Raw genomic sequence first — 20,525 nt, forward strand, 5'->3', positions numbered from 1 at the left:
CACGCCGGGGACCGGGCTTATCTGGAAGCCGTGACCGGTGTCGTCCGAACGCGGTCCGCCGCGCAGGAGGCGCCCCCGAGCGAGGAGCTTCCTTTTGGCACGCAGGATTCCGCCGACCACCGCGGTCGCCGTGGTGTTCGTCGCCGCGCTGTTCATGGCGATCATGGACACCACCATCGTCAACGTCGCCGTACCGGCCATCGGCGAGGACTTCGGCGTGCCGGCGTCCGGGCTGGGCGGCGTCAACATCGGTTACCTGGTCAGCCTGGCGGTCTTCATCCCCGTCGCCGGCTGGCTGTCCGACCGGTACGGCACCCGCAGGGTGTTCCTCGCCGCGCTGGTCGCCTTCACCGCGGCGTCGGCGCTGTGCGCGATGTCGACCAGTCTCGAACAGCTCACCCTGTACCGGATCCTGCAGGGCGCCGGCGGCGGTCTGCTGGTCCCGGTCGGCCAGACCATGCTGTTCCGGGCGTACCCGCCGGCGGAACGGATCAAGGCGCAGCGCGCGCTGATGGTGCCGACCGCGATCGCCCCGGCCGTCGGCCCGGTGCTGGGCGGCTGGCTGTGCGACGCCGTGTCCTGGCACTGGGTCTTCCTGGTCAACCTGCCGGTCGGCGCCGCGGCCGTGGTCTTCGGGCTGCTCTTCCTGCCGGACTACCGGCTGGAGCGCCCCGGGCGCTTCGACCTCGTCGGCTTCCTCCTGGCCGGCGGCGGGCTGTCGCTGACGCTGTACGCGCTGACCAACGGCGCCAAGGACGGCTGGGGCACCGCGGGCATCCTCGTGCCGCTGTTCGTGGGGCTCGCGGCGCTCGGCGCGATGGTGCTGGTGGAACGGCGGATCACGATGCCGATGCTGGACCTGGAGCTCTTCCGGGACCGGCTGTTCCGCGCGAACACCGTCGTGATGTTCCCGCTCAGCGCGGTCTTCCTCGGCACGGTGTGGCTCTACCCGATGTTCCTGCAGGAGGCGCTGGGCTTCAACGCCTTCGAGAGCGGCCTGGCCACCTGGCCGGAGGCCGTGGGCGTGATGGCCGCCGCGCAGATCGCCCCGCGGCTGTACCGGCGGATCGGGCCGCGGTGGCTCATGGTGGGCGGTTCGGCCGGCATGGGCGTGTGCGTGGCGGTGATGACCGGGTTCACGACGGCCACCTCGCCGTGGGTGCTGCGCGGGGTGCTGTTCGTCCTGGGCTACTGCATCGGGCACGTGATGATGTCGGCGCAGAACGCCGCCTTCGCCACGATCCCCCCTCCCTCGACGGGGCGGGCGGCGACCGTGTTCAACATGCAGCGGCAGCTGGGCGGTGCCTTCGGGACCGCGCTCATCGCCACGCTCCTCACCGCGGTCGGGACCACCACCGTGACGGCGGGCGGCACCACGACGGCCAACCTGGGCGCCTACCACGCCGGCTTCGTGCTCTGCACGGGCCTGGCCCTGATCTCGGCGGTCGCGGCGCTCTTCGTCTCCGACAAGGACGCCCTGCGCGTCGAGAGCCCCCGTCCGGGCCGCCACGCCCGCCCCGACGCCGCCGCCTCGCCGGCCACCTGACCGCGTGCCGCGGGTGCCCCGAGGGCTGCCGCCGTGTCGGCGCGGTACGGGACCGTCGCGCGGCGCACCGGCGGCGGCGCCTGACCGCCGATCAGGCCCGGGGCACCGGTCAGGAAGACGTCCGGGCGCCACCTCCCGCGCCCGCCCCTGCGGGCCGCCGCCGGGTGCGGGCCCGTCACAGCTCGCGCCGGGCCGTGCCACCGGCCCGGCCATGCGGCCCTGGGGCACCAGGCCCTCCTCGACGAGCACGTGCGCTGTCCGGCAGCGAGGGGCCTGGACCGAGCCGTGGACGAACACGTCCTCCGCATGCGGGCCCAGCCCGTGCCGCTCCGGCCGCCGCAGCGGCCGGGGCCGGGGCCGCGCGCAGCCTTCCGGGGTGCGCGAGCACGGCAACCAGCAGCCGACGCGGAGGCTGCCGGGCGGTTCTGTTTCTCCGCTGGGAGGTGCCCGGGCGCACCCCCGGCCGAAGGAGACTGTGCGACAGGGCTTGGCGGCACCGGCAGAGCGGCGGCCGACGCCGGGTGCTCTCACATGCCGCCGCCGCGTCAGGCCCTAGCATCGACCCATGCCTCGCCTGGAACGTCTCCGTGCCGACCACGCCACCGCGCTCCTGGAGTTCGAGCGGGCGAACCGCGCGTACTTCGCCGCGTCGATACCGGACCGGGGCGACGACTACTTCGCGTACTTCGACGCGCGGCACCAGGCGCTGCTCGCCGAGCAGGACGCCGGGTTCTGCCACTTCCACGTGCTGGTCGGCGCGGACGACGAAGTGCTGGGCCGGGTCAACGTCGTGGACGTGACGGACGGGGCGGCGGAGCTGGGGTACCGGATCGCCGAGAGCGCGGCCGGGCGGGGGCTCGCCACGGCCGCGGTTCACGAGGTGTGCGCCCTGGCGGCCGGGGAGTACGGGCTGACGACGCTGTGGGCGGTCACCACGCTGGACAACGCGGGCTCCCGCACGGTGCTGACCCGTACGGGGTTCGTGTCGGCCGGCACGGTCGAGCTGGAAGGCCGCCCCGGGCTCCGGTTCGTCCGCGCCCTGGCGGACGGCACGGCGCCGTCCTCCGCAGGCTGAACGCGGGCGGCGAGCGCGCGCAGGCCGGGGAGGGCGAGCACGGCGATCCCGGGGAGGCTGGAGACGAGGGTGAGCACCCCGTACACGACGGCGGTCGCGAGGCCCTGCGTGGCGCCCAGCCCGGCCGCGCCGAAGGCGAGCGTCGCGGCGGCCTCACGCGGGCCCCAGCCGCCGATGTTGACGGGCAGTCCCATCACGAGCAGGGCCAGGACGAGCGGCGGCACGAGCGTGGTGACCGGTGCCGACGAGCCCGCGACGCGGGCCGCGACCACGAACAGGGCGATGTGACCGGCGAGTCCCGCCGCGGACAGCGCGACCACGCCCGGCCAGGTGCCGCGGGCGAGCAGTCCGCTGCGGACGTCGGCCAGCCCGGTGGCCAGGGCCTGCCGGCCCTTGGCGCCGCGTCGCCACAGCAGCCACCCGCCGAGCACCACGACGGCCAGGAGGACCCCGGCCGTGACCTCCGCGGCGGCCCGGCCCGGCACGAGGTCCCCGGCGATGGCCGTGACCAGGGCGGGTCGGGTGAGCAGGACGGCCCCGCCGAGCGCGAGGACGACGACCTGCCCGCCGACCCGTTCCAGGACGACGGCGCGCACGCCGCGGCCGACGTCGCCGGAGTGCTTGCCGTGGCGGACCGCCCGGTCGACGTCGCCGAGGACGCCGGCCGGGAGCACCGCGTTGAGCAGCAGCGCCCGGTAGTAGTCGGACACGGCCCGGGCCATCGGGAGCCGCAGGCCGAGCCGGCGGGCGACCAGGCACCAGCGCCAGGCGCTCGTCACGGTGGTGAACAGGCCGATCGCGAGGGCGGCGAGGACGGCGGGGCCGTCGACGACCCGCAGGCCGTCGACGAACGCGCCGGTGCCGAGCCGCCACACGAGGGCGGCGAGGATGCCCGCGCCGATCAGCAGCCGCAGCCAGGCCCACAGTCGTTGCCTCACCGGGCGTCACCTCCGGGCAGGGCGAGCAGGTCGCCGTGGCCGACGACGGCGGTCAGCCGCCCGGCCGCGCAGTCTTCGAGCCGTCGGCGCAGATAGGGCTCCGCAAGGGCGGCCAGGCCGGGTTCCTGCTCGACGGCGGCGCCCACCCAGCCGCGCAGCCACTCGGCGGTGAGCGCGGACCGGTCCGCGCCGAGCCGCCAGGGGCTGGGCCGGGTCGTGACGGTGGCGCCGTACCGGGTGAACGCCCTGCCGGCGGCATCGAGGGCGTCGGGGCCCAGTAGTGCGCGGCCGCCGGCCGTGCGCCGCTGGTGGGCGTTGAAGGCGGCGGTGATCTCCGCGTCGAGCGGGTCGGCGGGCCCGAGTTCGACCTCGCCGACCACCGAGAGACCGAAGAGCACGGGCACTGCGGCGGCGTTGCAGGTGGCGGCGAGGGCGTCGATCTCGGCGGCGGTGAGCAGGTCCAGCAGCGCCGAGGCGGTGACGAGCGAGGTCCCGGCGAGGTCGGCGGCGGTGAGCCGGGTGAGGTCGCCCTCGCGGGTCTCGGCGGTGACGGGGCCGCCGCCCGCGGTGAGGCCGGTCAGGCTCGCCGCGGCCAGGTCGAGCAGGGCGGGGTCGTGGTCGTGGAGGATCCAGTGCTGCGGTCCGAGCAGTCGTCCGCTGAGCCAGCGGCCCATCGAGCCGGTGCCGCAGCCGAGGTCGCGGACGACGAGCGGGCCGGTGCCGCGGGCCGCTCCCGCGAGGTGCTCGCGGAGGGGGCCGAGCAGGTCCGCGGCGCGGGCCGCGGCGTCGGCGTCCTCGCGCAGCGCGAGCCAGTGCGGTGTGAAGGGGGCGGTGTCGGACGTGGTCATCGGGTTCCCTCCCGCAGCAGTTCCAGTACCGCGTCCATGTGCCGCGCGGCGTGCTCCCAGCCGTGCAGCGTCTCGCGCCGCCGGCGGGCCGCCGTGCGCAGCCGGCCGCGCAGGTCGGCGTCGTCGAGCCAGCGGCGGAGCGCCGCGGCGAGTTCGGTGGTGTCGTCCGGGGGGACGAGGAGGCCGGGCGGTGTGCCGTCCGGTGCCTGGCCGAGGGCGTCGGGCACTCCCCCGGCGGCGGTGGCCAGTACGGGTGTGCCGCGCATCAGGGCCTCGGTGACGACCATGCCGAAGGTCTCGGCGCGGGACGGCAGGACGAGCAGGTCGGCGGCGGCGTACTCGGCCGCGAGGGGTTCGCCGGTGAGCGGGCCGGTGAGGTGCACGCGGTCGTCGAGGCCGTGCCGGCCGATCAGCGCGCGTACGCGTGCGAGGTGTTCGGGGTCGCGGCCGAGCGGGCCCACGCAGCGGCAGGTCCAGGTCAGGTCGGCGACGGCGGCGAGCGCCCCGGCGAGCAGGTCGTGGCCCTTGCGCGGGGTCAGCGAGGCGACGCACAGCAGCCGGGTGCCGGCTTGCGTGCCGGGTGCGAGCGGCGCGGGGTCGGTGCCGGGGGTGACGACGTGGACCCGGCCGGCGGTCAGCGCGTGCCGCTCGGCGATGCGCCGGGCGGCCCAGGGGCTGGTGGCGACGACCGCGGCGGCGGCCCGCAGGGTCTCGCGCTCCAGGGCGTCGAGTTCGCGGGCCGCGGCGGGGTCGAGTCCGGTCTCGTCGGCCAGGGGCAGGTGCACCAGGACGGCGGTGCGCAGCCGGCGGGTCTGCGGGACGACGATCTCGGGGACGCCGCAGGCCACGAGTCCGTCGAGCAGGACGACGGCGCCGTCCGGCACCGATGCGAGCGCCCCGGCCAGGGCCTGGCGGGCGGCGGTGTCCGGACGGGGCCACGTGCCCCGCACGGGGAGTTCCCGCAGCGGACGGGCCGCCGCCGCGAGCGTCTGGCTCAGACGGCGGTCGTAGACGTTGCCGCCGCTGGGCGCGGTGGCGTCGTCGACGTCGCCCGGGAGGACGACGTACGCGGGGCCCGCCCCCGCCGGAGCGGGGGCGGCCGTGCGGGCGGCCGTCCTCACAGAGAACGCTCGTAGCTCGCCCAGGCGACGTGCGACTCGTGCAGCGTGACGGAGATGCCGGTCAGGCCGTGGGCGCCCTCGCCGAGCTTGCCCGCGGCCACGCGGTCGGCGAGCCGGTCGGCGATGACCTTCGCCAGGAACTCGGTCGAGGTGTTGGTCCCGGCGAACTCCGGCTCGTCATCGAGGTTGCGGTAGTTGAGCGCGGCGAGCACCGCGCCGAGTTCCTGGGTCGCCAGTCCGATGTCGACGACGATGTTGTCGGCGTCGAGCTCCTGGCGGCGGAACGTCGCATCCACCAGGAACGTGGCGCCGTGCAACCGCTGCGCGGGTCCGAAGACCTCGCCGCGGAAGCTGTGGGCGACCATGACGTGGTCGCGGACGGTGATACTGAACACGCGAGGACAACCTTCCCCAAAGGCCTAACCGGGACGGTAGGCAATACGGTGACAGAGCACGGAACGTTCACCGCCTGCGATCTCCTTCATCAGCAGGGGCAGCTCCTCGAAGTCGCTCTCGCCGGTGACGAGGGCGTCGTAGACCGGGTCGGCGAGCAGGCGCAGGGCCAGTGCCATCCGGTCCGCATAGGTGCGCCGGGTGCGGCGCGAGGGTGAGACGGTGCCGACCTGGCTGCTGCGCACGACCAGGCGGCGGGAGTGGAAGGCCTCGCCCAGCGGCAGGCTGACCCGCCGGTCGCCGTACCAGCTCAGCTCGACGACGGTGCCCTCCGGCTCCAGCAGCTCCAGGGCGCGGCCGAGCCCCGCCTCGGTGGCGCTGGCGTGGACGACCAGGTCGCAGCCGCCCTCCGCCGCGTCGGGGTGGGCGAAACCGACGCCGAGCGCCTCGGCGACGGCGGCGCGGGAGGGGTCGACGTCGACCAGCTGCACCCGCGCGCCCGGGACGCCGGCGAGGACAGCGGCGACGCTGGAGCCGACCATGCCGGCGCCGACCACGGCGATCCGGTCCCCGATCTGCGGGCCCGCGTCCCAGACCGCGTTGACCGCGGTCTCGACGGTGCCCGCCAGCACCGCGCGTCCCGCGGGGACGTCGTCGGGCACGGGCGTCACGGCGGTGGCCGGGACGACGTACCGGGTCTGGTGCGGGTAGAGGCAGAAGACGGTGCGGCCGAGCAGCTCGGGCGGCCCCAGTTCGACCACGCCCACGTTGAGGTAGCCGTACTTCACCGGCCCCGGGAACTCGCCGTCCTGGAACGGCGCCCGCATCGCCTGGTGCTGGCTCACGGGCACCCCGCCCCGGAAGACCAGGGTCTCGGTACCGCGGCTCACGCCGGAGTACAGGGAGCGCACCAGCACCTCCCCCGGACCGGGTTCCGCCAGGGGGACCTCTTTGACCTCGCCCTCGCCGGGTTCTCGAAGCCAGAACGCACGCGCCGAACGCTCCACCGATTTCCTCCGTACTCCATGGCGGGCAACAGGCACCCGCCATCCGGGTGGTGCCGGGCCCGTACCGTACGCGGCTGTGCCGCACAGGCGACAAGCGGGGACGTCTCATGACCGTGATGACCGTTGGATCCGAGTTCCGTGGGGGCACCGCGGGGCGCGAGCAGGCCGGGGCGGCAGCAGCCCAGCTGGCGCTGCTCGCCGCGCTGTGGGCCACCGTGGGCCTGGACACCGTGGGCTGGCTGACCGGGACCGTCTACGCGGCGGGCACCTGGGCGCTGCTCGCCGCGGGCCTGCGGCGGGCGGGACGCCGCTCACTGGGCCCGGCCGACCACGTGACCCTGGCCCGGGCGGTGCTCGTCGGCGGCGTGACGGCGATGGTGGCGGGCGGCGTCGCGCACGGCGCGCCGCTGCTGACCGGGCTGACCGCGGTGGCGCTGGCGCTCGACGCGGTGGACGGGAAGGTCGCGCGGCGCACGGGCACGGCGTCCGCCCTGGGCGCGCGCTTCGACATGGAGGTCGACGCCTTCCTGATCCTGGTGCTGAGCACGCGGCTCGCCCTCACGCTGGGCCCGTGGGTGCTGGTGATCGGCGCCATGCGCTACGCCTTCGTGGCGGCGGCGTGGGTGCTGCCGTGGCTCAACGCGCCGCTCCCGCCGAGCTTCGCGCGCAAGACGGTGGCGGCACTGCAGGGCGTCGTCCTGCTCCTGGCCTGTTCGGGGCTGGTCCCGCTGGAGGTCTCCGCGGCCCTGACCTTGCTCGCGCTGGGCTCGCTGGTCTGGTCGTTCGGCCGTGACGTGCTGTGGCTGTGGCGGCACCGGCCGGCACCGCGGTCCGCTGCGGGCTTCGCGGGGGCCGAGGGGATGGTGGCGGAGACCCGCACGCTGGTGTCCGCGGGCGGCCGGGCCTCCTGACCCGGCCCGTTCGAGGCCCCGGCGGCGCTTTCCGCTGCCGGGGCCTCTGGCTTGTCGCACGGCGCCCCTGACGCCGGGCCCGCGAGTGCTTCCGTCACGCGGCACGGGGTCGCGGGGCGTCACCCAGGCGTCGCGGGTTCGCGGGTTGCTTGCCCTGGGCTCGCCGCTGTGGCCGTTCGGCCGCGACGTGCTGTGGCCGGGGCGGGCCGGCGCGGCAGGGCACGGCCCCGCCGGTGGCTTGGTCAGGCGTCCTGACGCGGCAGGTAGCGCAGCAGCACCACGTCGCCGATCTGCCGGGTCTCCGCGAGCGTCATCCGGTGCTGGGGGCCCTGCGGGAAGACCGCGGGGTGCACCATGCGCGGGGCATCGGCCTGGCCGACGAAGAACGGCGCGTACACGAGGTGCAGTTCGTCGACGAGCCCGGCGCTGAGGAACATGGTGTGGACGACTCCCCCGCCCTCCACCATGAGCCGTTCGACGCCGCGCCCGGCGAGGTCGGCGAGCAGGAGCCGGACGTCCAGCGGGTCGCCGGCGTCGACGACGGAGCAGACGTCACCCAGGCGTTCGCGGAGGCAGTCGCTCGCGCAGGACGTCGTGTAGACGACCTTCTCGCACTCCCCGGTGGTGAAGAACCGGGCGCCGGCGTCCAGTTTCCCGCTCTCCGTGACGGTGACCTTCAGCGGGGTCGGCGGGAGCCCGGCACGGACGCGCCGTTCGCGGCGTTCGGCGGAGCACACCAGCAGCCGCGGGTCGTCGGACCGTATGGTGTTGGCCCCGACGAGGATGGCGTCCACCCCGGAGCGGACCTCGTCGATCCGGTCGAAGTCCTCCTCGTTGGAGAGCAGCAGCCGGGTCGTGCTCGTGTCGTCCAGGCATCCGTCCAGCGAGGAGGCCACGGACATCAGTACGTACGGGCGCGATCTCATGAGGACACATTGCCGCACGGCGGCGTTCGCGGATGTGAAGCTTCGTGAAGTTAGGTGCCGGGGGCCGGATGGATGTAAGGTCCGCCGATCATCGTGCGGGCCTGGTCAGGACCCGGCGGCCCGTCAGTCCCGCACCCCGGCCAGCACGTCGAGGGCGAGGGTGTCGTCGGCGTCGGCGTCGGAGTCGGAGTCGTGGGAGAGGGAGACGGTGACGCGTGTGCACAGGCCCGCGTAGCGGTCGCGCACGGCCCGGCCGACCTCCCGCGGTTCACCGTGGAGGGCGAAGGCGTCCAGGACCTCGTCGTCGACCAGCCGGCCCATCTCGGCCCAGCGGCCGCGCACGGACAGCCGGTGCAGCTCGTCGTGGAGTTCGCCCCAGCCGTGGAGGTCGAGCACGGCGCGGTAGGCGGGCGTCGAGGCGTAGAACGCGATCCTCTCGCGGGTGGCGGTGAGGGCCGCCGCGTACTCCTCCTGCGTACGGCCGGTCGCGATCAGGGCGTTGCCCACCACGTCGAAGGGCTGCCCCGCGTGCTCGGAGGACTCCCTGGCCTTGTGCACGGCGGGGAGGGTCACCTGCCGCAGGTAGTCCGCGGAGGTGAGGGCGTGGCAGATCAGCCCGTCGGCGACCTCGCCCGCGACGGCGGTCATCAGGGGGCCGACGCCGGCGAGCCAGATGCGGGGCGGCCCGGACGGCAGGGGGCCCGGGTCGAACATCGGCGTCATCAGCGTGTGGGTGTAGAACTCGCCGCGGAAGCGGAGCCGTTCGCCGGTCTGCCAGCTGTGCCAGATGGCGCGCAGCGCGCCCGCGAACTCCTTCATACGGGCGGCGGGCCGCGACCAGGGCATGCCGTAGCGGTGCGTGATGTGCGGCTTGACCTGGGAGCCGAGGCCGACGGTCATCCGCCCGCCGGAGAGCCGCTGGACGTCGTACGCGGCCGTGGCCACCGTCATCGGGTTGCGGGCGAAGGCGATCGCCACGCCGCTGACCAGGTCGGCCCGCCGGGTGGCGCCCGCGGCGAGGGCCAGCTGGAGGAAGGCGTCGTGCCGCATCTCGTTGACCAGCACGCCGTCCGCCCCGTGCGCCTCGGCGCGGGCGGCCTCGGTGGCGGTCCGCTCGATCCGGCCGGTGAAGGTGAAGTCGGCCTTGAGCGGCGGGGTCGGGTCCGGAGGCGGGGTCGGGGTCGTCGGGGGCGTCACGCGCCGGCTCCCGCGGGCGGGCCCGCCGTCTCGGTGAGCCGCGGCGGCGCGGCCTGCCGCCAGGAGTCGGCGACGATGTCCCGGAGCTCGTCGACGTCGTCCAGGGCGGCGAGCCGCACCCGCACCCAGTTCGATCCGGCCTCGTGCGGCGGCACCCAGAACTTCCCCGGCTCGGCCGCGATCAGCTCGCCCCGCTCGTGCATGGGGCAGCGCACGGCGAAGGAGGTCTCGTCGTCGGGCAGCGTGAGGTACATCTTCCCGGCGACCCGGAACGTGGGCATGCTCCAGGCCTCCTTCTCCACCGTCTCCGGGAGCGAGAGGGCGATGCGGCGGACGTCTTCGGAATCGGGCATGCGACCACCGTAGCCATCGCCTCCGACAACGGCCGTGACGCGTCCCCCGGCCGCTCCGGGCCCCTCCCGGGGCTGAGTAGCAGGAGGAAACCTAGGTGTACACTGTCCTTCCGCCGCATCGGGCAGGAGGTGAGCCGCGGTGACGACCGGACGGCACGTGTCGGGCCCCCAGGAGGACCAGCCGGCCTGCTCCATCGAGCGGAGCCTGCAGATCCTCGGTGAGCGCTGGTCCCTGCTGGTGCTGCGCGAGGTCTTCGCCGGGCGGCACCGCTTCGCCGAGATCCAGTCCTCGCTCGGGATCGCGCCCAACCTCCTCAGCGCCCGCCTCAAGCTGCTCGTCGAGGCCGGGGTGCTGTGCACCCGCGCGTACCAGGAGCCGGGCAGCCGGCAGCGGCAGAGCTACCACCTGACCGAGGCCGGGCGGGAACTCGACCTCGTCATGGCCTCACTGCAGCAGTGGGGCGACCGCCACCGGCCGCGCCCGTCCGGCCCCTCCGCGCGCCGGCGGACGCGCTCGACCGGCCACGCCGTCCACGTCGGCTTCCTCACCGACGACGGCCGTGAGGTGCCCGGCACCGATGTGTCCATCGCGGTGACGCAGCCCACCGGGACGGCCTGACCGACCGGGCGACCGGACGACCGGGTTCAGTGCAGGTCGGCCCGTTCGGCGGTGTCGTCCAGGAAGCCTCCGGACTGGTGCTGCCACAGCTTGGCGTAGGCGCCCTCCTCCGTGAGCAGTTCCTGGTGGGTGCCCTGCTCGATGATGCGCCCGCGGTCCAGGACGATCAGCCGGTCCATGCCGGCGACCGTGCTCAGCCGGTGCGCCACCACCAGCGCCGTCCGCCCGTCCATCAGCCGCCACAGCGCCTCCTGGACGAGGACCTCGCTCTCCGAGTCCAGGGCGCTGGTCGCCTCGTCCAGCAGCAGGATCGGCGCGTCGCGCAGGATCGCCCGGGCGAGCGCGACCCGCTGCCGCTGTCCGCCGGAGAGCTTGATCCCGCGCTCGCCGACCATCGTGTCGAAGCCGCCGGGCAGCGCGTCGGCGAACTCCGTGACGTGGGCCGCCATGGCCGCGCGGCGGATCTCGCCCTCGGTGGCGTCCGGCCGGGCGAAGGCGATGTTGTCCCGCAGCGAGCGGTGGAACATCGCCGGGTCCTGCGGCACGTAGGAGATCAGGCTGCGCAGGTCGGCCTGGCGCAGCCGGCTGATGTCCTGCCCGCCGATGAGGATCCGGCCGCCGTCGATGTCGTTCATCCGCAGCAGCAACCGGGTGAGCGTGGTCTTGCCGCCGCCGGACCGGCCGACGAGACCGACCCTGGCACCGCTGGGCACGGCCAGGTCGAGCCCCTCGAAGAGCGGCTCCGCGCCCCCGTGGGCGAAGGTCACGTGCTCGAAGCGGACGTCGGCGCCCCGGGACCGCAGCGGTTCCGGCGCGGGCGGGTCGAGCACGGTGGGCGGCTTCAGCAGCAGTTCGGTGAACTGCGCCGCCTCCGTCATCGAGCTCTCCAGGCGGCGGTAGATCTGGTTGAACTCGAACATGATCCGCGTCGCGTTGGAGTAGTACGTGAAGGCCACCACGACCGCCTCCACGCCGTGCGTGCCCGCGCCGAGCGTGACCGCGAGCAGCAGGCCGAGCGCGTTGGTCAGCACGGACAGCGGTGCGACCAGGGTGTCGATGCGCAGGTTGCCGTAGTCCCACGACTTGAGCGTGAGCCTTCGCGACTCCGCGACACGGGAGCGGTGCTCGGCGGCCTCGCGTTCCTCCGCGGCGAACGCCCGGACCGTGTCCATGTTCATCAGGCTGTCGGCGACGTGCCCGGACACCCGGGCGATCGCCTCCTCGCGCCGGCGGACGAGCGCCTGGCGACGGCGGATGAGGGGCGTCACGCACAGCGCCGTCACCGCGATCATCGCCAAGAGGCCGATCACCAGCAGCGGTTCGTAGGCCCACAGCACCACCGACCCGAACAGCAGCGGTACGAAGCTGCCCAGGACGCTGAAGGTCAGCGTGTCGACGAACTCCTCGAAGCGCGAGGCGAAGCTCAGCACGCGCTTGGTGAGGGACCCCGCGAAGTTGTCGTGGAAGAACGACGCGTCCTTGGCGAACAGCTCGTCCATGCCGACCACGTACAGGTGCTCGATGCCGCGGGCGTCGAGGCGGTTCAGGCAGTGCAGGCCGATGCGCCACAGCATCTCCGCGAGCAGCAGCACGCCGGCGAAGGCCAGGACGTAGGGGAGGGTCGAGCCGATGCCGGGAGCGGTGCCGTCGACGAAGCCGCCGACGAGCTTCGCGACGATCAGCGGTGCGACGTAGTTGATGCCGATGTTGCCGAGGGCCGGCGACAGCATCGCCGGAAGCGTCAGCCAGCGGAACCGGGCCAACTCCCCTCCGTAGTAACGGAGTGCCAGGAGCACCGGGCCCCTGGCCGGCCGGAACCTGCGTGATTCAGGCGATCCCATCTCCACCCTGTGGTGTCGTGCGGCGTGCTGCCGCGAGCTTCTCCGGGAGCCGCTGCCGCCGTGGCGGTGCGGCGGCGCCGAGGTGCGCATGAGTGGGCGGTCCGGAAGTGGCAGTGTCCCGCGACCGCCCACGTGGAGTCCAAGTGTTTTCCGGCCCGGTGGCACGGCGCACGGAGGCGTCCCGGCGCACGCGCGCGGCCCTCGGCGGCCGGGGGCGGCACGGCTCCGCCGGGGGGGGGCGGCCGGCCGGGGTCGTACCGCTCCGGCCGCGCCTCATGTGCCGCAAACGCAACCAGCGGGTTTGTCATGAATGACAAACCCGCTGGTCGACACCGTCGGGACGACAGGATTTGAACCTGCGACCCCTTGACCCCCAGTCAAGTGCGCTACCAAGCTGCGCCACGTCCCGGTGTCGCTTTCGTCCCGGGCTTCCCGCCCGGCCGACCGCGCACGAGAACAATACCGCACGTCGTCGGGTGCTCGCTCGCACCATTCCCGCCGCACGCCGGGCGCCGCCGCGACGGGGTACCCGGCCCGGGATGAGTAGCCGTACTCATGTGGCGCGGGCCACGACGGCCGATGCTTCAATCATGGCCAATCCGATCCAGCAGCAGACGACCGCGGCCTTCTCGGCGCAGGCCGCGATCTCGTTCGCCGTCGCCCTCGGGGCGATGGTCGTGGGCATCGCCTATCTGCCGGTCGGCCCGTGGGTGCGGGCCTTCCTGGCGGTGGGGCTGCTCTACGTGGTGACCTCGGCGTTCACGCTCGCCAAGGTCGTCCGCGACCGGCAGGAGGCCGGCCAGGTCACGAGCCGGGTGGACCAGGCCCGGCTGGACAAGCTGCTGGCCGAGCACGACCCGTTCAAGGTCGACGGGGTGTAGCCGACTCGTCGCCCAGCAGGTAGCGCGCGCCGGGGCCCTTGGCGGCGGCGGTGTCGTCGGGGTTGTACAGGGCGCATTTGCGCAGGGACAGGCAGCCGCAGCCGATGCAGCCGGTGAGGTTGCCCTTGAGCCGTTCGAGCTCCGCGATCTGCTCGTCGATGCGGCGGGTCCAGGTGCGGGCGACGGTGTTCCATTCGGCTGCGCTGGGGGCGCGGTCCTCGGGGAGCCGGGCGAGGGCCGCGCCGGCCTCCTCCAACGACAGGCCGACGCGCTGGGCGGCCCGGATGAAGGCGACACGGCGGAGCGTGGCGCGGGCGTAGCGGCGCTGCCCGCCGGCGGTGCGCACGGAGCGGATGAGGCCGAGCTCCTCGTAGTAGCGCAGGGCCGAGGTGGCCAGGCCGCTGCGGGCGGCGAGCTCACCGATGGCCAGGCGGTCGCGGCGCGGTGCGGGGTCGCTCATGGGTCCGAGGATAGCGCTTGACCTCAAGCCGACTTGAAGTTGCACCCTCTCCATATGACTCCGACCAGCACGGACACCGCGTACGGTTACGACGACCTGCGGCGGCTGATGTCGCTCATGACCGGCGACGAGAAGCACGGGCCCGCCGCCACCTCCACCCTCGACGTGTTGTGGGTGCTCTACGACCGCGTGCTGCGGGTGACCCCGGGGACCGCGGAGGACGCCGGCCGGGACCGCTTCCTGCTCTCCAAGGGCCACGGCCCGATGGCGTACTACGCGGTCCTCACCGCCAAGGGCTTCGTCCCGGAGGAGTGGCTGCCGCGCTTCGGCTCCTTCGGGTCGCCGCTCGGTCACCATCCGGACCGTGTGCTCGTGCCGGGCGCCGAGATCGGCTCCGGCTCGCTCGGCCACGGGCTGCCGATCGCCGTGGGCAGTGCCCTGGGGCTGCGGGCGCAGGGCCTGACCGACGCCGCGGTGTGGGTGCTGGTCGGCGACGCCGAACTGGACGAGGGCAGCAACCACGAGGCCGTCGCCCTCGCCGGCGCCGTCGGCCTGGAGGGCCTGCACGTCGTCGCGGTCGACAACACCTCCGCCACCTACCGGCGCCCCGGCGGTCCCGCCTCGCTCTTCGCCGCCGAGGGCTGGTCCGTGGCCACCGTCGACGGCCGTGACCACGAAGCCCTGTACGAGGCGTTCACCATGCCGCACCCCGGACGGCCGCACGCCGTCGTCGCCCGTGTCGAGTCCAAGCGCTGACCGCCGCCCCGAGCCGAGGAGACCTTCCCGTGGACACCATGCGTGAACGCTTCACCACCGTCGCCGGACGCCTGCTGGACGACGACCCCCGGCTGGCCGTCGTGCTGGCGGTCATCTCCGGGGACCGCTTCACCGACGCCGCCCGCGCCCACCCCGACCGGGTGATCGACGTCGGCATCCGCGAGCAGTTGCTGGTCAGCGTCGCGGGCGGGCTGGCGCTGACCGGGCTGCGGCCGGTCGTCCACACCTTCGGCAGCTTCCTGGTGGAACGCCCCTTCGAGCAGGTCAAGCTCGACCTGGGGCATCAGGGCGCGGGCGCGGTGCTGGTCAGCGCGGGCGCCTCGTACGACATCGCCGCGGGCGGCCGCACCCACCAGGCCCCCGGTGACGTCGCCCTGCTGGACACCCTCGACGGCTGGACCGTGCATGTGCCCGGCCACCCCGACGAGGCCGAGGCCCTGGTCCGGCACGCGGCGGCCGACGACGACAACCGGGTCTACGTGCGGCTCAGCGAGCAGTCCAACCGCACCGCGCGGCCGGTCTCGCCGGGCCGGTTCCGGGTGCTGCGCGAGGGCCGGGCGGGCGTGGTCGTCGCCGTGGGCCCGCTCCTGGACGCCACGCTGGCGGCGGTCGCGGACCTGGACGTGACCGTGCTGTACGCCTCCACGGTGCGCCCCTTCGACGCGGCCGGGCTGCGGGCGGCCGTCGCGGGCGCGGACGCGGCGGACGTGGTGCTGGTCGAGCCCTACCTTGCGGGCACCTCGGCGCCCTTCGCCGCGGAGGCCCTGCTCGACCTGCCCCACCGCGTCCTGGCGCTGGGCACCGCCCGCGCGGAGTTGCGCCGCTACGGCACCTGGCAGGAACACGTGGCGGCGCACGGCCTGGACGCCGCCGGGCTGCGGGCACGCATCGGGGGCTTCCTGGCGGGCTCCCGCCACCCGGCGGGCCTCGCGGGCTCGGGCGTCCGCTAGATCCAGGGGAGCTCCGCGCGGTGCCGCCAGTACGCCGGGGCCGGTTCGGCCAGGGCGGCGAGCCGGGCCAGGTGCTCCGCGTCGAGGCCGACGGAGGCGGCCCGGGCGTTGGCGGTGACCTGGCCGGTCGTCGCGGCGCCGGAGAGCACGACACCGGCCCAGGGGCGGCGCAGTACCGCGGCGAGGGCGACGGCGTCGGGCGTGGCACCGGTCCGGGCGGCCACCTCGGCGAGGGGGGAGTCGGGTTCGGCCGTGGCCAGGCGGCCGTTGGCCATCGCCTCCTTGACGATCACGGTCAGTCCCGCGTCGTGCGCCTCGGCCAGGGCGGGCCCGGCGGAGGGCTCCAGCAGGTTGTAGGTGGCCTGCACGACGGAGAACAGGCGCCGCCCGTCCACCGTCACCTTCAGCGCCGCGCGGATCGCCTCGGCCTGCAGCGGACCGCTGGTGGACAGGCCGACGGCCACCCCGTCGGCCGCCAGGCGGGCGAGGCGTTCGTGGAGGTCGCGGTCGGACAGGGCCGGGCTGTCCGGGGTGACGGAGTGGATCTGGTAGAGGTCGAGGCGGTCGCCGAGCAGGGCGCGGGTCTCGGCGATCTGCCGGTCGTAGGTGGCGGTGCCGTGGTCCTTGACCTCGTGCACCTCGGCGTCGGCCCGCCAGCCGGCGGTGTAGGTGTAGCCCCACTTGCTGCCGATCACGACGTCGGTGGCCTCGGGGTGGGCGTCCAGCCAGCCGGCCAGGAACTCCTCCGCCCGGCCGTAGGAGCGGGCGGCGTCGAAGTAGCGGATGCCGAGCGCGTAGGCGGTGTCGAGGACCGCGTGGGCGCGGTCCCGCATCGCCTCGACGGTGCGGTCGGCGGGCAGGTCGGCGGTGCGGCCGAGGTCGATGTAGGCGGGACGGCCGACGGCGGCGAGGCCGAGACCCAGCCGGGGCAGGGGGGCGGTGACGAGTCGTTCGAGGGGCACGGTCGCCACCGTACTCCCGGTGCAGTACGCCGATCCGGTGCCTGAGGCGGACGTCGCGGGTGATCACCGGAATGCATAGTGGGAGCGTCACACTCGTCGTACCCGTCCGAGGATCACGCATGCGATTCGCCCTGCCCAGGACCTGGCGCACCCGGCGGCGGCTGGCGGCAGGCGCCGCCGCCCTCGCCCTGCTCGCCGGAGGCGGCGCCGTCACCCTCGCGACGGCCGACGCCCCCGCGCCCGTGCGCCGCCAGGACCGGGTCTTCTCGCTGCCCGAGGCCCCGGGCAGCGCCGCGAAGGTGCGGATCGACACCTCCTACTTCACCTCCGGCGGGTCGGCGCCGCGCCCGGCGGTGCTGCTCGCGCACGGTTTCGGCGGCACCAAGGACGACGTGCGGGCCGAAGCCGAGTCCCTCGCCCGCAGCGGCTACGCCGTACTGACCTGGTCCGCGCGGGGATTCGGCGCCTCGGACGGGCGGATCGGGCTCAACTCCCCCGACGCCGAGGTCGCCGACGTCTCACGGCTCATCGACTGGCTGGGCCGGCGGCCCGAGGTGCTGCGCGACGGCCGTGACGACCCGCGGGTCGGCGTCGCGGGGGCCTCGTACGGCGGAGCCATCTCCCTGCTGGCCGCCGGGTACGACCGGCGGGTGGACGCCATCGCGCCCGCGATCACCTGGTGGGACCTGGGCGAAGCGCTGTTCCCGCAGGGCGTGTTCAAGAAGCTGTGGGCGGGGATCTTCTTCTCCACCGGCTCGCGCGGCGCCGCCTGCGGCTTCACCGCCGAACTGTGCGCGATGTACGACCGGTCGGCCGTCGCCGGCCGCCCGGACGCCGCGACGCTGCGGCTGCTGACGCGCTCCAGCCCCTCCTCGGTGGCCGCGCGCATCAAGGTGCCGACCCTGGTGGTGCAGGGCCAGAACGACTCCCTCTTCCCGCTCGACCAGGGCGACGCCATCGCGCGTGCCGTCGCCGCGAACGGCGCGCCCGTGGCCGTCGACTGGTTCTCCGGCGGGCACGACGGGGGCGACCAGGAGACCTCGCGGATCGAGGCGCGCACCACGGCCTGGTTCGACCGCTGGCTGAAGAAGGACCAGGGCACCGACACCGGGCCCGCGTTCCGGGTCACCCGGACCGGAGGCGTCGACACCACCGACGGCAGGGCCGTGCGGCGCGGCGCGGACGCCGACGCGTACCCGGGGCTGGAGGGCACGCGGACCCGGACGGTCCCCCTCGGCGGCCGCGCGCAGACGGTGGCCAACCCCGCCGGCGGCAGCCCGCCCGCGATCTCGGCGGTGCCCGGTGTGGGCGCCCTCTCCCAGCTCTCCGACCTCGGCCAGGGGCTGTCGCTGTCGCTGGACTTCCCCGGTCAGCGCGCCGCGTTCGACTCGGCGCCGCTGACCTCGTCGCTGCGCCTGACGGGCGCGGCGACGACACGGGTCACCGTCGACACGGACGCGCCCGCCGGTGCGGTGCTCTTCGCGAAGCTGTACGACGTGGGCCCGGGCGGCAACGAGACCCTGCCGCACCAACTGGTCGCGCCGCTGCGGGTCGCCGGCGCCGGCACGGTGCAGGTGCGGCTGCCCGCCGTGGACCACGAGTTCGCCGCAGGACACCGGCTGCGGCTGGTGCTGTCCACCACCGACCTCGGCTACGCCTCCCCCGTAACGGCCGCCACGTACCGGGTGTCCCTGCCCGGGGGCGCCGCGCTGACGGTCCCGACGGACCCGGAACTGGCCACCGCCCAGGGCACGCTGCCCGCCTGGGTGTGGCTGCTGCCGGTCGCCGCGCTCGCGCTGGCGGCGGCGCTGCTGCTGACCGGCCGCCGCCGGGCGGGCGCGGTGCGGCAGGCGCCGGACCCGGCCCTGACGGACGTCCCCCTGGAGATCTCCGGGCTGTCCAAGCGCTACCACGGCGCGGCGGACCGCTACGCCGTGCGGGAGTTGTCCTTCCGGGTGGAGCGGGGCCAGGTACTGGGGCTGCTCGGCCCCAACGGCGCGGGCAAGACGACGACGATGCGCATGATGATGGGCCTCATCCGGCCCGACGCCGGAACCATCCGCGTGTTCGGCCACGCGATCCGGCCGGGCGCGCCCGTGCTGTCCCGGGTCGGGGCCTTCGTGGAAGGCGCGGGCTTCCTGCCGCACCTGACGGGGCGGGCCAACCTGGAGCTGTACTGGCGGGCCACGGGCCGGCCGGCGGCCGACGCCCACGTCGAGGAGGCCCTGGAGATCGCCGGCCTCGGCGAGGCCCTGGAGCGCGCGGTGCGCACCTACTCGCAGGGCATGCGTCAGCGGCTCGCCATCGCGCAGGCCATGCTGGGCCTGCCCGACCTGCTCATCCTCGACGAACCGACCAACGGGCTCGACCCGCCGCAGATCCGCGAGATGCGCGACGTGGTGCGGCGCTACGCGGCGGCCGGCCGTACCGTCCTCGTCTCCAGCCACCTGCTCTCGGAGGTCGAGCAGAGCTGCACGCACCTGGTCGTCATGGACAAGGGGCGGCTCGTCGCCGCCGGCCCGGTCGGCGAGATCGCCGGGAGCGGGCAGACGCTCTTCGTCGGCGCGCCGGGCATGGGCGACGAGGAGCGCGAGGCGGTCGCCGCGAAGCTGTCGGCGCTGCCCGGCGTCGAGACGGCCGAGTCCGCGGACGACGGGCTGCTGGTCCGGCCGGGCACCATGACCGTGCCGGAGCTGCTGTCCGAACTCCTCAGGCTCGACGTGCCGGTGGAGCGCGTCGGCCCGCACCGCCGCCTGGAGGACGCGTTCCTGACCCTGATCGGAGGTCCCGCGTGACCGAGACCCTGGAACTGGCCGCGGGGTACCGTCCGGGCCGCACCCTCCCGCTGCGGGTGGAGGCGGTGCGTCAGCTGCTGCGGCGCCGCACGCTCGTCGCGTTCGCCGTCGTCCTCGGGCTGCCCGTGATCGTGTGGGCGGCCTTCGCGATCGGCGGCACCCCGCGGGGGCGGGACTCCGGCCCGACGATGATGGACGTGGCCACCGCCTCCGGCGTCAACTTCTCGCTGGCGGTCCTCTTCGTCTCCTCCGGCTTCCTGCTGACGATCCCGGTCGCCCTCTTCTTCGGCGACACGATCGCCTCGGAGGCCAACTGGTCCTCCCTGCGCTACCTGCTGGCCGCCCCGGTGCCCCGGGCCCGGCTGCTGGGCTCCAAGGCGCTGGTGTCCCTGGTCTTCAGCGCCGCCGCCGTGCTGGCGCTGCCGACGGTGGCGCTCGGCGTCGGCACGCTCGCCTACGGCTGGGGCGACCTGGAGCTCACCACGGCCGGCTCGCTGCCCCCGGGCACCGCCACGGGCCGGCTCGCGATCGCCGCCCTCTACGTCTTCGTCGGCCAACTGGCCGTCGCGGGCTTCGCCTTCTGGCTCTCCACGCTCACCGACGCGCCCCTGGGGGCGGTCGGCGGGGCCGTGGGCGTCGCGATCCTCTCCAACATCCTGGACGCGATCACGGCCCTGGGCTCGCTGCGGGACGTCCTGCCGACGCACTGGCAGTACGCCTGGATCGACGCGCTCCAGCCCCGCCTGGAATGGTCGGGCATGCTCAAGGGCACCTCGGTGTCGCTGTCCTTCGCGGTGGTGTTCTTCGCGCTGGCCTTCCGCGGCTTCCGGGGGAAGGACATCGTGTCCTGAGGGGCACGGACGCGGAGGCGCGGAGGCGGACCGTGGAGGAGCCGGGGTCCAGCGTGCTACTGACCGCGGCCGGG

At 74.7% G+C, this 20,525-nt stretch carries 19 protein-coding genes, 1 tRNA gene and 1 pseudogene; 9 read left to right on the forward strand and 12 right to left on the reverse strand.

Annotated features, from left to right (window positions below):
• Positions 1–94: 94 nt before the first annotated feature.
• Together ACFV3E_RS13735 and ACFV3E_RS13740 are read left to right on the forward strand one after the other, a co-directional pair.
• Positions 95–1,546 (forward strand): MDR family MFS transporter, encoded by a 1,452-nt coding sequence (locus ACFV3E_RS13735; protein WP_500364054.1) that lies wholly within the window; start codon positions 95–97, stop codon positions 1,544–1,546.
• 565 nt (positions 1,547–2,111) lie between these two features.
• Positions 2,112–2,621 carry a GNAT family N-acetyltransferase gene (locus ACFV3E_RS13740; RefSeq protein ID WP_500534880.1) on the forward strand — a complete coding sequence of 170 codons (510 nt, stop codon included), beginning with the start codon at positions 2,112–2,114 and terminating at the stop codon, positions 2,619–2,621.
• Between the two features lie 107 nt (positions 2,622–2,728).
• Here ACFV3E_RS13740 and ACFV3E_RS13745 read toward each other — a convergent pair.
• The 5 genes and pseudogenes from ACFV3E_RS13745 to ACFV3E_RS13765 form a co-directional block, all read right to left on the reverse strand.
• Positions 2,729–3,559, reverse strand: a pseudogene (locus ACFV3E_RS13745) (lysylphosphatidylglycerol synthase transmembrane domain-containing protein); the annotation flags it as partial.
• The gene (locus ACFV3E_RS13750; RefSeq protein ID WP_500534881.1) at positions 3,556–4,407 is read right to left on the reverse strand and encodes an SAM-dependent methyltransferase; all 852 of its coding nucleotides are present in this window, start codon (positions 4,405–4,407) and stop codon (positions 3,556–3,558) included. The gene ACFV3E_RS13750 and the pseudogene ACFV3E_RS13745, both read right to left, overlap by 4 nt.
• On the reverse strand, positions 4,404–5,528 hold the full coding sequence (locus tag ACFV3E_RS13755; RefSeq protein ID WP_500534882.1) for a glycosyltransferase family 4 protein: 1,125 nt from the start codon (positions 5,526–5,528) through the stop codon (positions 4,404–4,406). Before ACFV3E_RS13755 ends, ACFV3E_RS13750 begins: the two co-directional genes overlap by 4 nt.
• Entirely contained in the window at positions 5,525–5,923 is a 399-nt protein-coding gene (locus ACFV3E_RS13760) for a 6-pyruvoyl trahydropterin synthase family protein (RefSeq protein ID WP_500534883.1), read from the reverse strand. The genes ACFV3E_RS13755 and ACFV3E_RS13760 overlap by 4 nt, the downstream gene beginning before the upstream one ends.
• A gap of 24 nt (positions 5,924–5,947) precedes the next feature.
• Positions 5,948–6,928: a zinc-dependent alcohol dehydrogenase gene (locus ACFV3E_RS13765; protein ID WP_500534884.1), complete on the reverse strand. Its 981-nt coding sequence runs from the start codon at positions 6,926–6,928 to the stop codon at positions 5,948–5,950.
• Positions 6,929–7,044: 116 nt separating this feature from the next.
• Here ACFV3E_RS13765 and ACFV3E_RS13770 point away from each other — a divergent pair, with 116 nt between their 5' ends.
• A complete protein-coding gene (locus tag ACFV3E_RS13770; protein ID WP_500534885.1) occupies positions 7,045–7,839 on the forward strand; it encodes a CDP-alcohol phosphatidyltransferase family protein in 795 nt (264 codons plus the stop codon).
• A 242-nt stretch (positions 7,840–8,081) separates the two neighbouring features.
• Here ACFV3E_RS13770 and ACFV3E_RS13775 read toward each other — a convergent pair whose 3' ends face one another.
• The 3 genes from ACFV3E_RS13775 to ACFV3E_RS13785 form a co-directional block, all read right to left on the reverse strand.
• The gene (locus ACFV3E_RS13775; RefSeq protein ID WP_500364069.1) at positions 8,082–8,765 is read right to left on the reverse strand and encodes a RibD family protein; all 684 of its coding nucleotides are present in this window, start codon (positions 8,763–8,765) and stop codon (positions 8,082–8,084) included.
• A gap of 123 nt (positions 8,766–8,888) precedes the next feature.
• A complete protein-coding gene (locus tag ACFV3E_RS13780) occupies positions 8,889–9,962 on the reverse strand; it encodes a TIGR03617 family F420-dependent LLM class oxidoreductase (RefSeq protein ID WP_500534886.1) in 1,074 nt (357 codons plus the stop codon).
• Positions 9,959–10,315, reverse strand: coding sequence for an MmcQ/YjbR family DNA-binding protein (locus tag ACFV3E_RS13785; protein ID WP_500364073.1), 357 nt, complete (start codon positions 10,313–10,315; stop codon positions 9,959–9,961). Before ACFV3E_RS13785 ends, ACFV3E_RS13780 begins: the two co-directional genes overlap by 4 nt.
• 139 nt (positions 10,316–10,454) lie before the next feature.
• Here ACFV3E_RS13785 and ACFV3E_RS13790 point away from each other — a divergent pair, with 139 nt between their 5' ends.
• Positions 10,455–10,934, forward strand: coding sequence for a winged helix-turn-helix transcriptional regulator (locus ACFV3E_RS13790; protein WP_500534887.1), 480 nt, complete (start codon positions 10,455–10,457; stop codon positions 10,932–10,934).
• A 26-nt stretch (positions 10,935–10,960) separates the two neighbouring features.
• Here the strand turns inward: ACFV3E_RS13790 and ACFV3E_RS13795 are convergent, their stop codons facing one another.
• Positions 10,961–12,775 (reverse strand): ABC transporter ATP-binding protein, encoded by a 1,815-nt coding sequence (locus ACFV3E_RS13795; RefSeq protein WP_500534888.1) that lies wholly within the window; start codon positions 12,773–12,775, stop codon positions 10,961–10,963.
• A gap of 335 nt (positions 12,776–13,110) precedes the next feature.
• A tRNA-Pro gene (locus tag ACFV3E_RS13800) sits at positions 13,111–13,184 on the reverse strand.
• Positions 13,185–13,365: 181 nt separating this feature from the next.
• Between ACFV3E_RS13800 and ACFV3E_RS13805 the strand changes: the two genes are divergently transcribed.
• Entirely contained in the window at positions 13,366–13,656 is a 291-nt protein-coding gene (locus ACFV3E_RS13805) for a YiaA/YiaB family inner membrane protein (protein ID WP_500323927.1), read from the forward strand.
• On the opposite strand, the gene soxR is transcribed toward ACFV3E_RS13805, so the two are convergent.
• Complete coding sequence (soxR, locus tag ACFV3E_RS13810) at positions 13,637–14,116, reverse strand: redox-sensitive transcriptional activator SoxR (protein WP_500534889.1); 480 nt, start codon at positions 14,114–14,116, stop codon at positions 13,637–13,639. The genes ACFV3E_RS13805 and soxR overlap by 20 nt on opposite strands.
• A gap of 54 nt (positions 14,117–14,170) precedes the next feature.
• Between soxR and ACFV3E_RS13815 the strand changes: the two genes are divergently transcribed.
• Together ACFV3E_RS13815 and ACFV3E_RS13820 are read left to right on the forward strand one after the other, a co-directional pair.
• Positions 14,171–14,872, forward strand: coding sequence for a thiamine pyrophosphate-binding protein (locus ACFV3E_RS13815; protein WP_500534890.1), 702 nt, complete (start codon positions 14,171–14,173; stop codon positions 14,870–14,872).
• A 29-nt stretch (positions 14,873–14,901) separates the two neighbouring features.
• Positions 14,902–15,843, forward strand: a complete 942-nt coding sequence (locus tag ACFV3E_RS13820) for a transketolase family protein (RefSeq protein WP_500534891.1) — start codon at positions 14,902–14,904, stop codon at positions 15,841–15,843.
• Here the strand turns inward: ACFV3E_RS13820 and ACFV3E_RS13825 are convergent.
• On the reverse strand, positions 15,840–16,805 hold the full coding sequence (locus ACFV3E_RS13825) for an aldo/keto reductase (protein WP_500534892.1): 966 nt from the start codon (positions 16,803–16,805) through the stop codon (positions 15,840–15,842). The genes ACFV3E_RS13820 and ACFV3E_RS13825 overlap by 4 nt on opposite strands.
• A gap of 119 nt (positions 16,806–16,924) precedes the next feature.
• Between ACFV3E_RS13825 and ACFV3E_RS13830 the strand changes: the two genes are divergently transcribed.
• The gene (locus tag ACFV3E_RS13830) at positions 16,925–19,600 is read left to right on the forward strand and encodes an alpha/beta fold hydrolase (RefSeq protein WP_500534893.1); all 2,676 of its coding nucleotides are present in this window, start codon (positions 16,925–16,927) and stop codon (positions 19,598–19,600) included.
• Positions 19,597–20,451 carry an ABC transporter permease gene (locus ACFV3E_RS13835; RefSeq protein WP_500364086.1) on the forward strand — a complete coding sequence of 285 codons (855 nt, stop codon included), beginning with the start codon at positions 19,597–19,599 and terminating at the stop codon, positions 20,449–20,451. Before ACFV3E_RS13830 ends, ACFV3E_RS13835 begins: the two co-directional genes overlap by 4 nt.
• Positions 20,452–20,525 lie beyond the last annotated feature (74 nt).

The organism is Streptomyces sp. NPDC059718 (genome assembly GCF_042733315.1).
Lineage (GTDB): Bacteria > Actinomycetota > Actinomycetes > Streptomycetales > Streptomycetaceae > Actinacidiphila.

Bases quoted from the DNA above. Each gene is read 5' to 3' on its own strand.
- ACFV3E_RS13815 (WP_500534890.1), top strand. From the start codon at position 14,171: ATGACTCCGACCAGCACGGACACCGCGTACGGTTACGACGACCTGCGG.
- ACFV3E_RS13775 (WP_500364069.1), bottom strand. From the start codon at position 8,765: ATGAGATCGCGCCCGTACGTACTGATGTCCGTGGCCTCCTCGCTGGAC.
- ACFV3E_RS13750 (WP_500534881.1), bottom strand. From the start codon at position 4,407: ATGACCACGTCCGACACCGCCCCCTTCACACCGCACTGGCTCGCGCTG.
- soxR (WP_500534889.1), bottom strand. From the start codon at position 14,116: ATGAGCGACCCCGCACCGCGCCGCGACCGCCTGGCCATCGGTGAGCTC.
- ACFV3E_RS13740 (WP_500534880.1), top strand. From the start codon at position 2,112: ATGCCTCGCCTGGAACGTCTCCGTGCCGACCACGCCACCGCGCTCCTG.
- ACFV3E_RS13795 (WP_500534888.1), bottom strand. From the start codon at position 12,775: ATGGGATCGCCTGAATCACGCAGGTTCCGGCCGGCCAGGGGCCCGGTG.
- ACFV3E_RS13830 (WP_500534893.1), top strand. From the start codon at position 16,925: ATGCGATTCGCCCTGCCCAGGACCTGGCGCACCCGGCGGCGGCTGGCG.
- ACFV3E_RS13785 (WP_500364073.1), bottom strand. From the start codon at position 10,315: ATGCCCGATTCCGAAGACGTCCGCCGCATCGCCCTCTCGCTCCCGGAG.
- ACFV3E_RS13805 (WP_500323927.1), top strand. From the start codon at position 13,366: ATGGCCAATCCGATCCAGCAGCAGACGACCGCGGCCTTCTCGGCGCAG.
- ACFV3E_RS13770 (WP_500534885.1), top strand. From the start codon at position 7,045: ATGACCGTTGGATCCGAGTTCCGTGGGGGCACCGCGGGGCGCGAGCAG.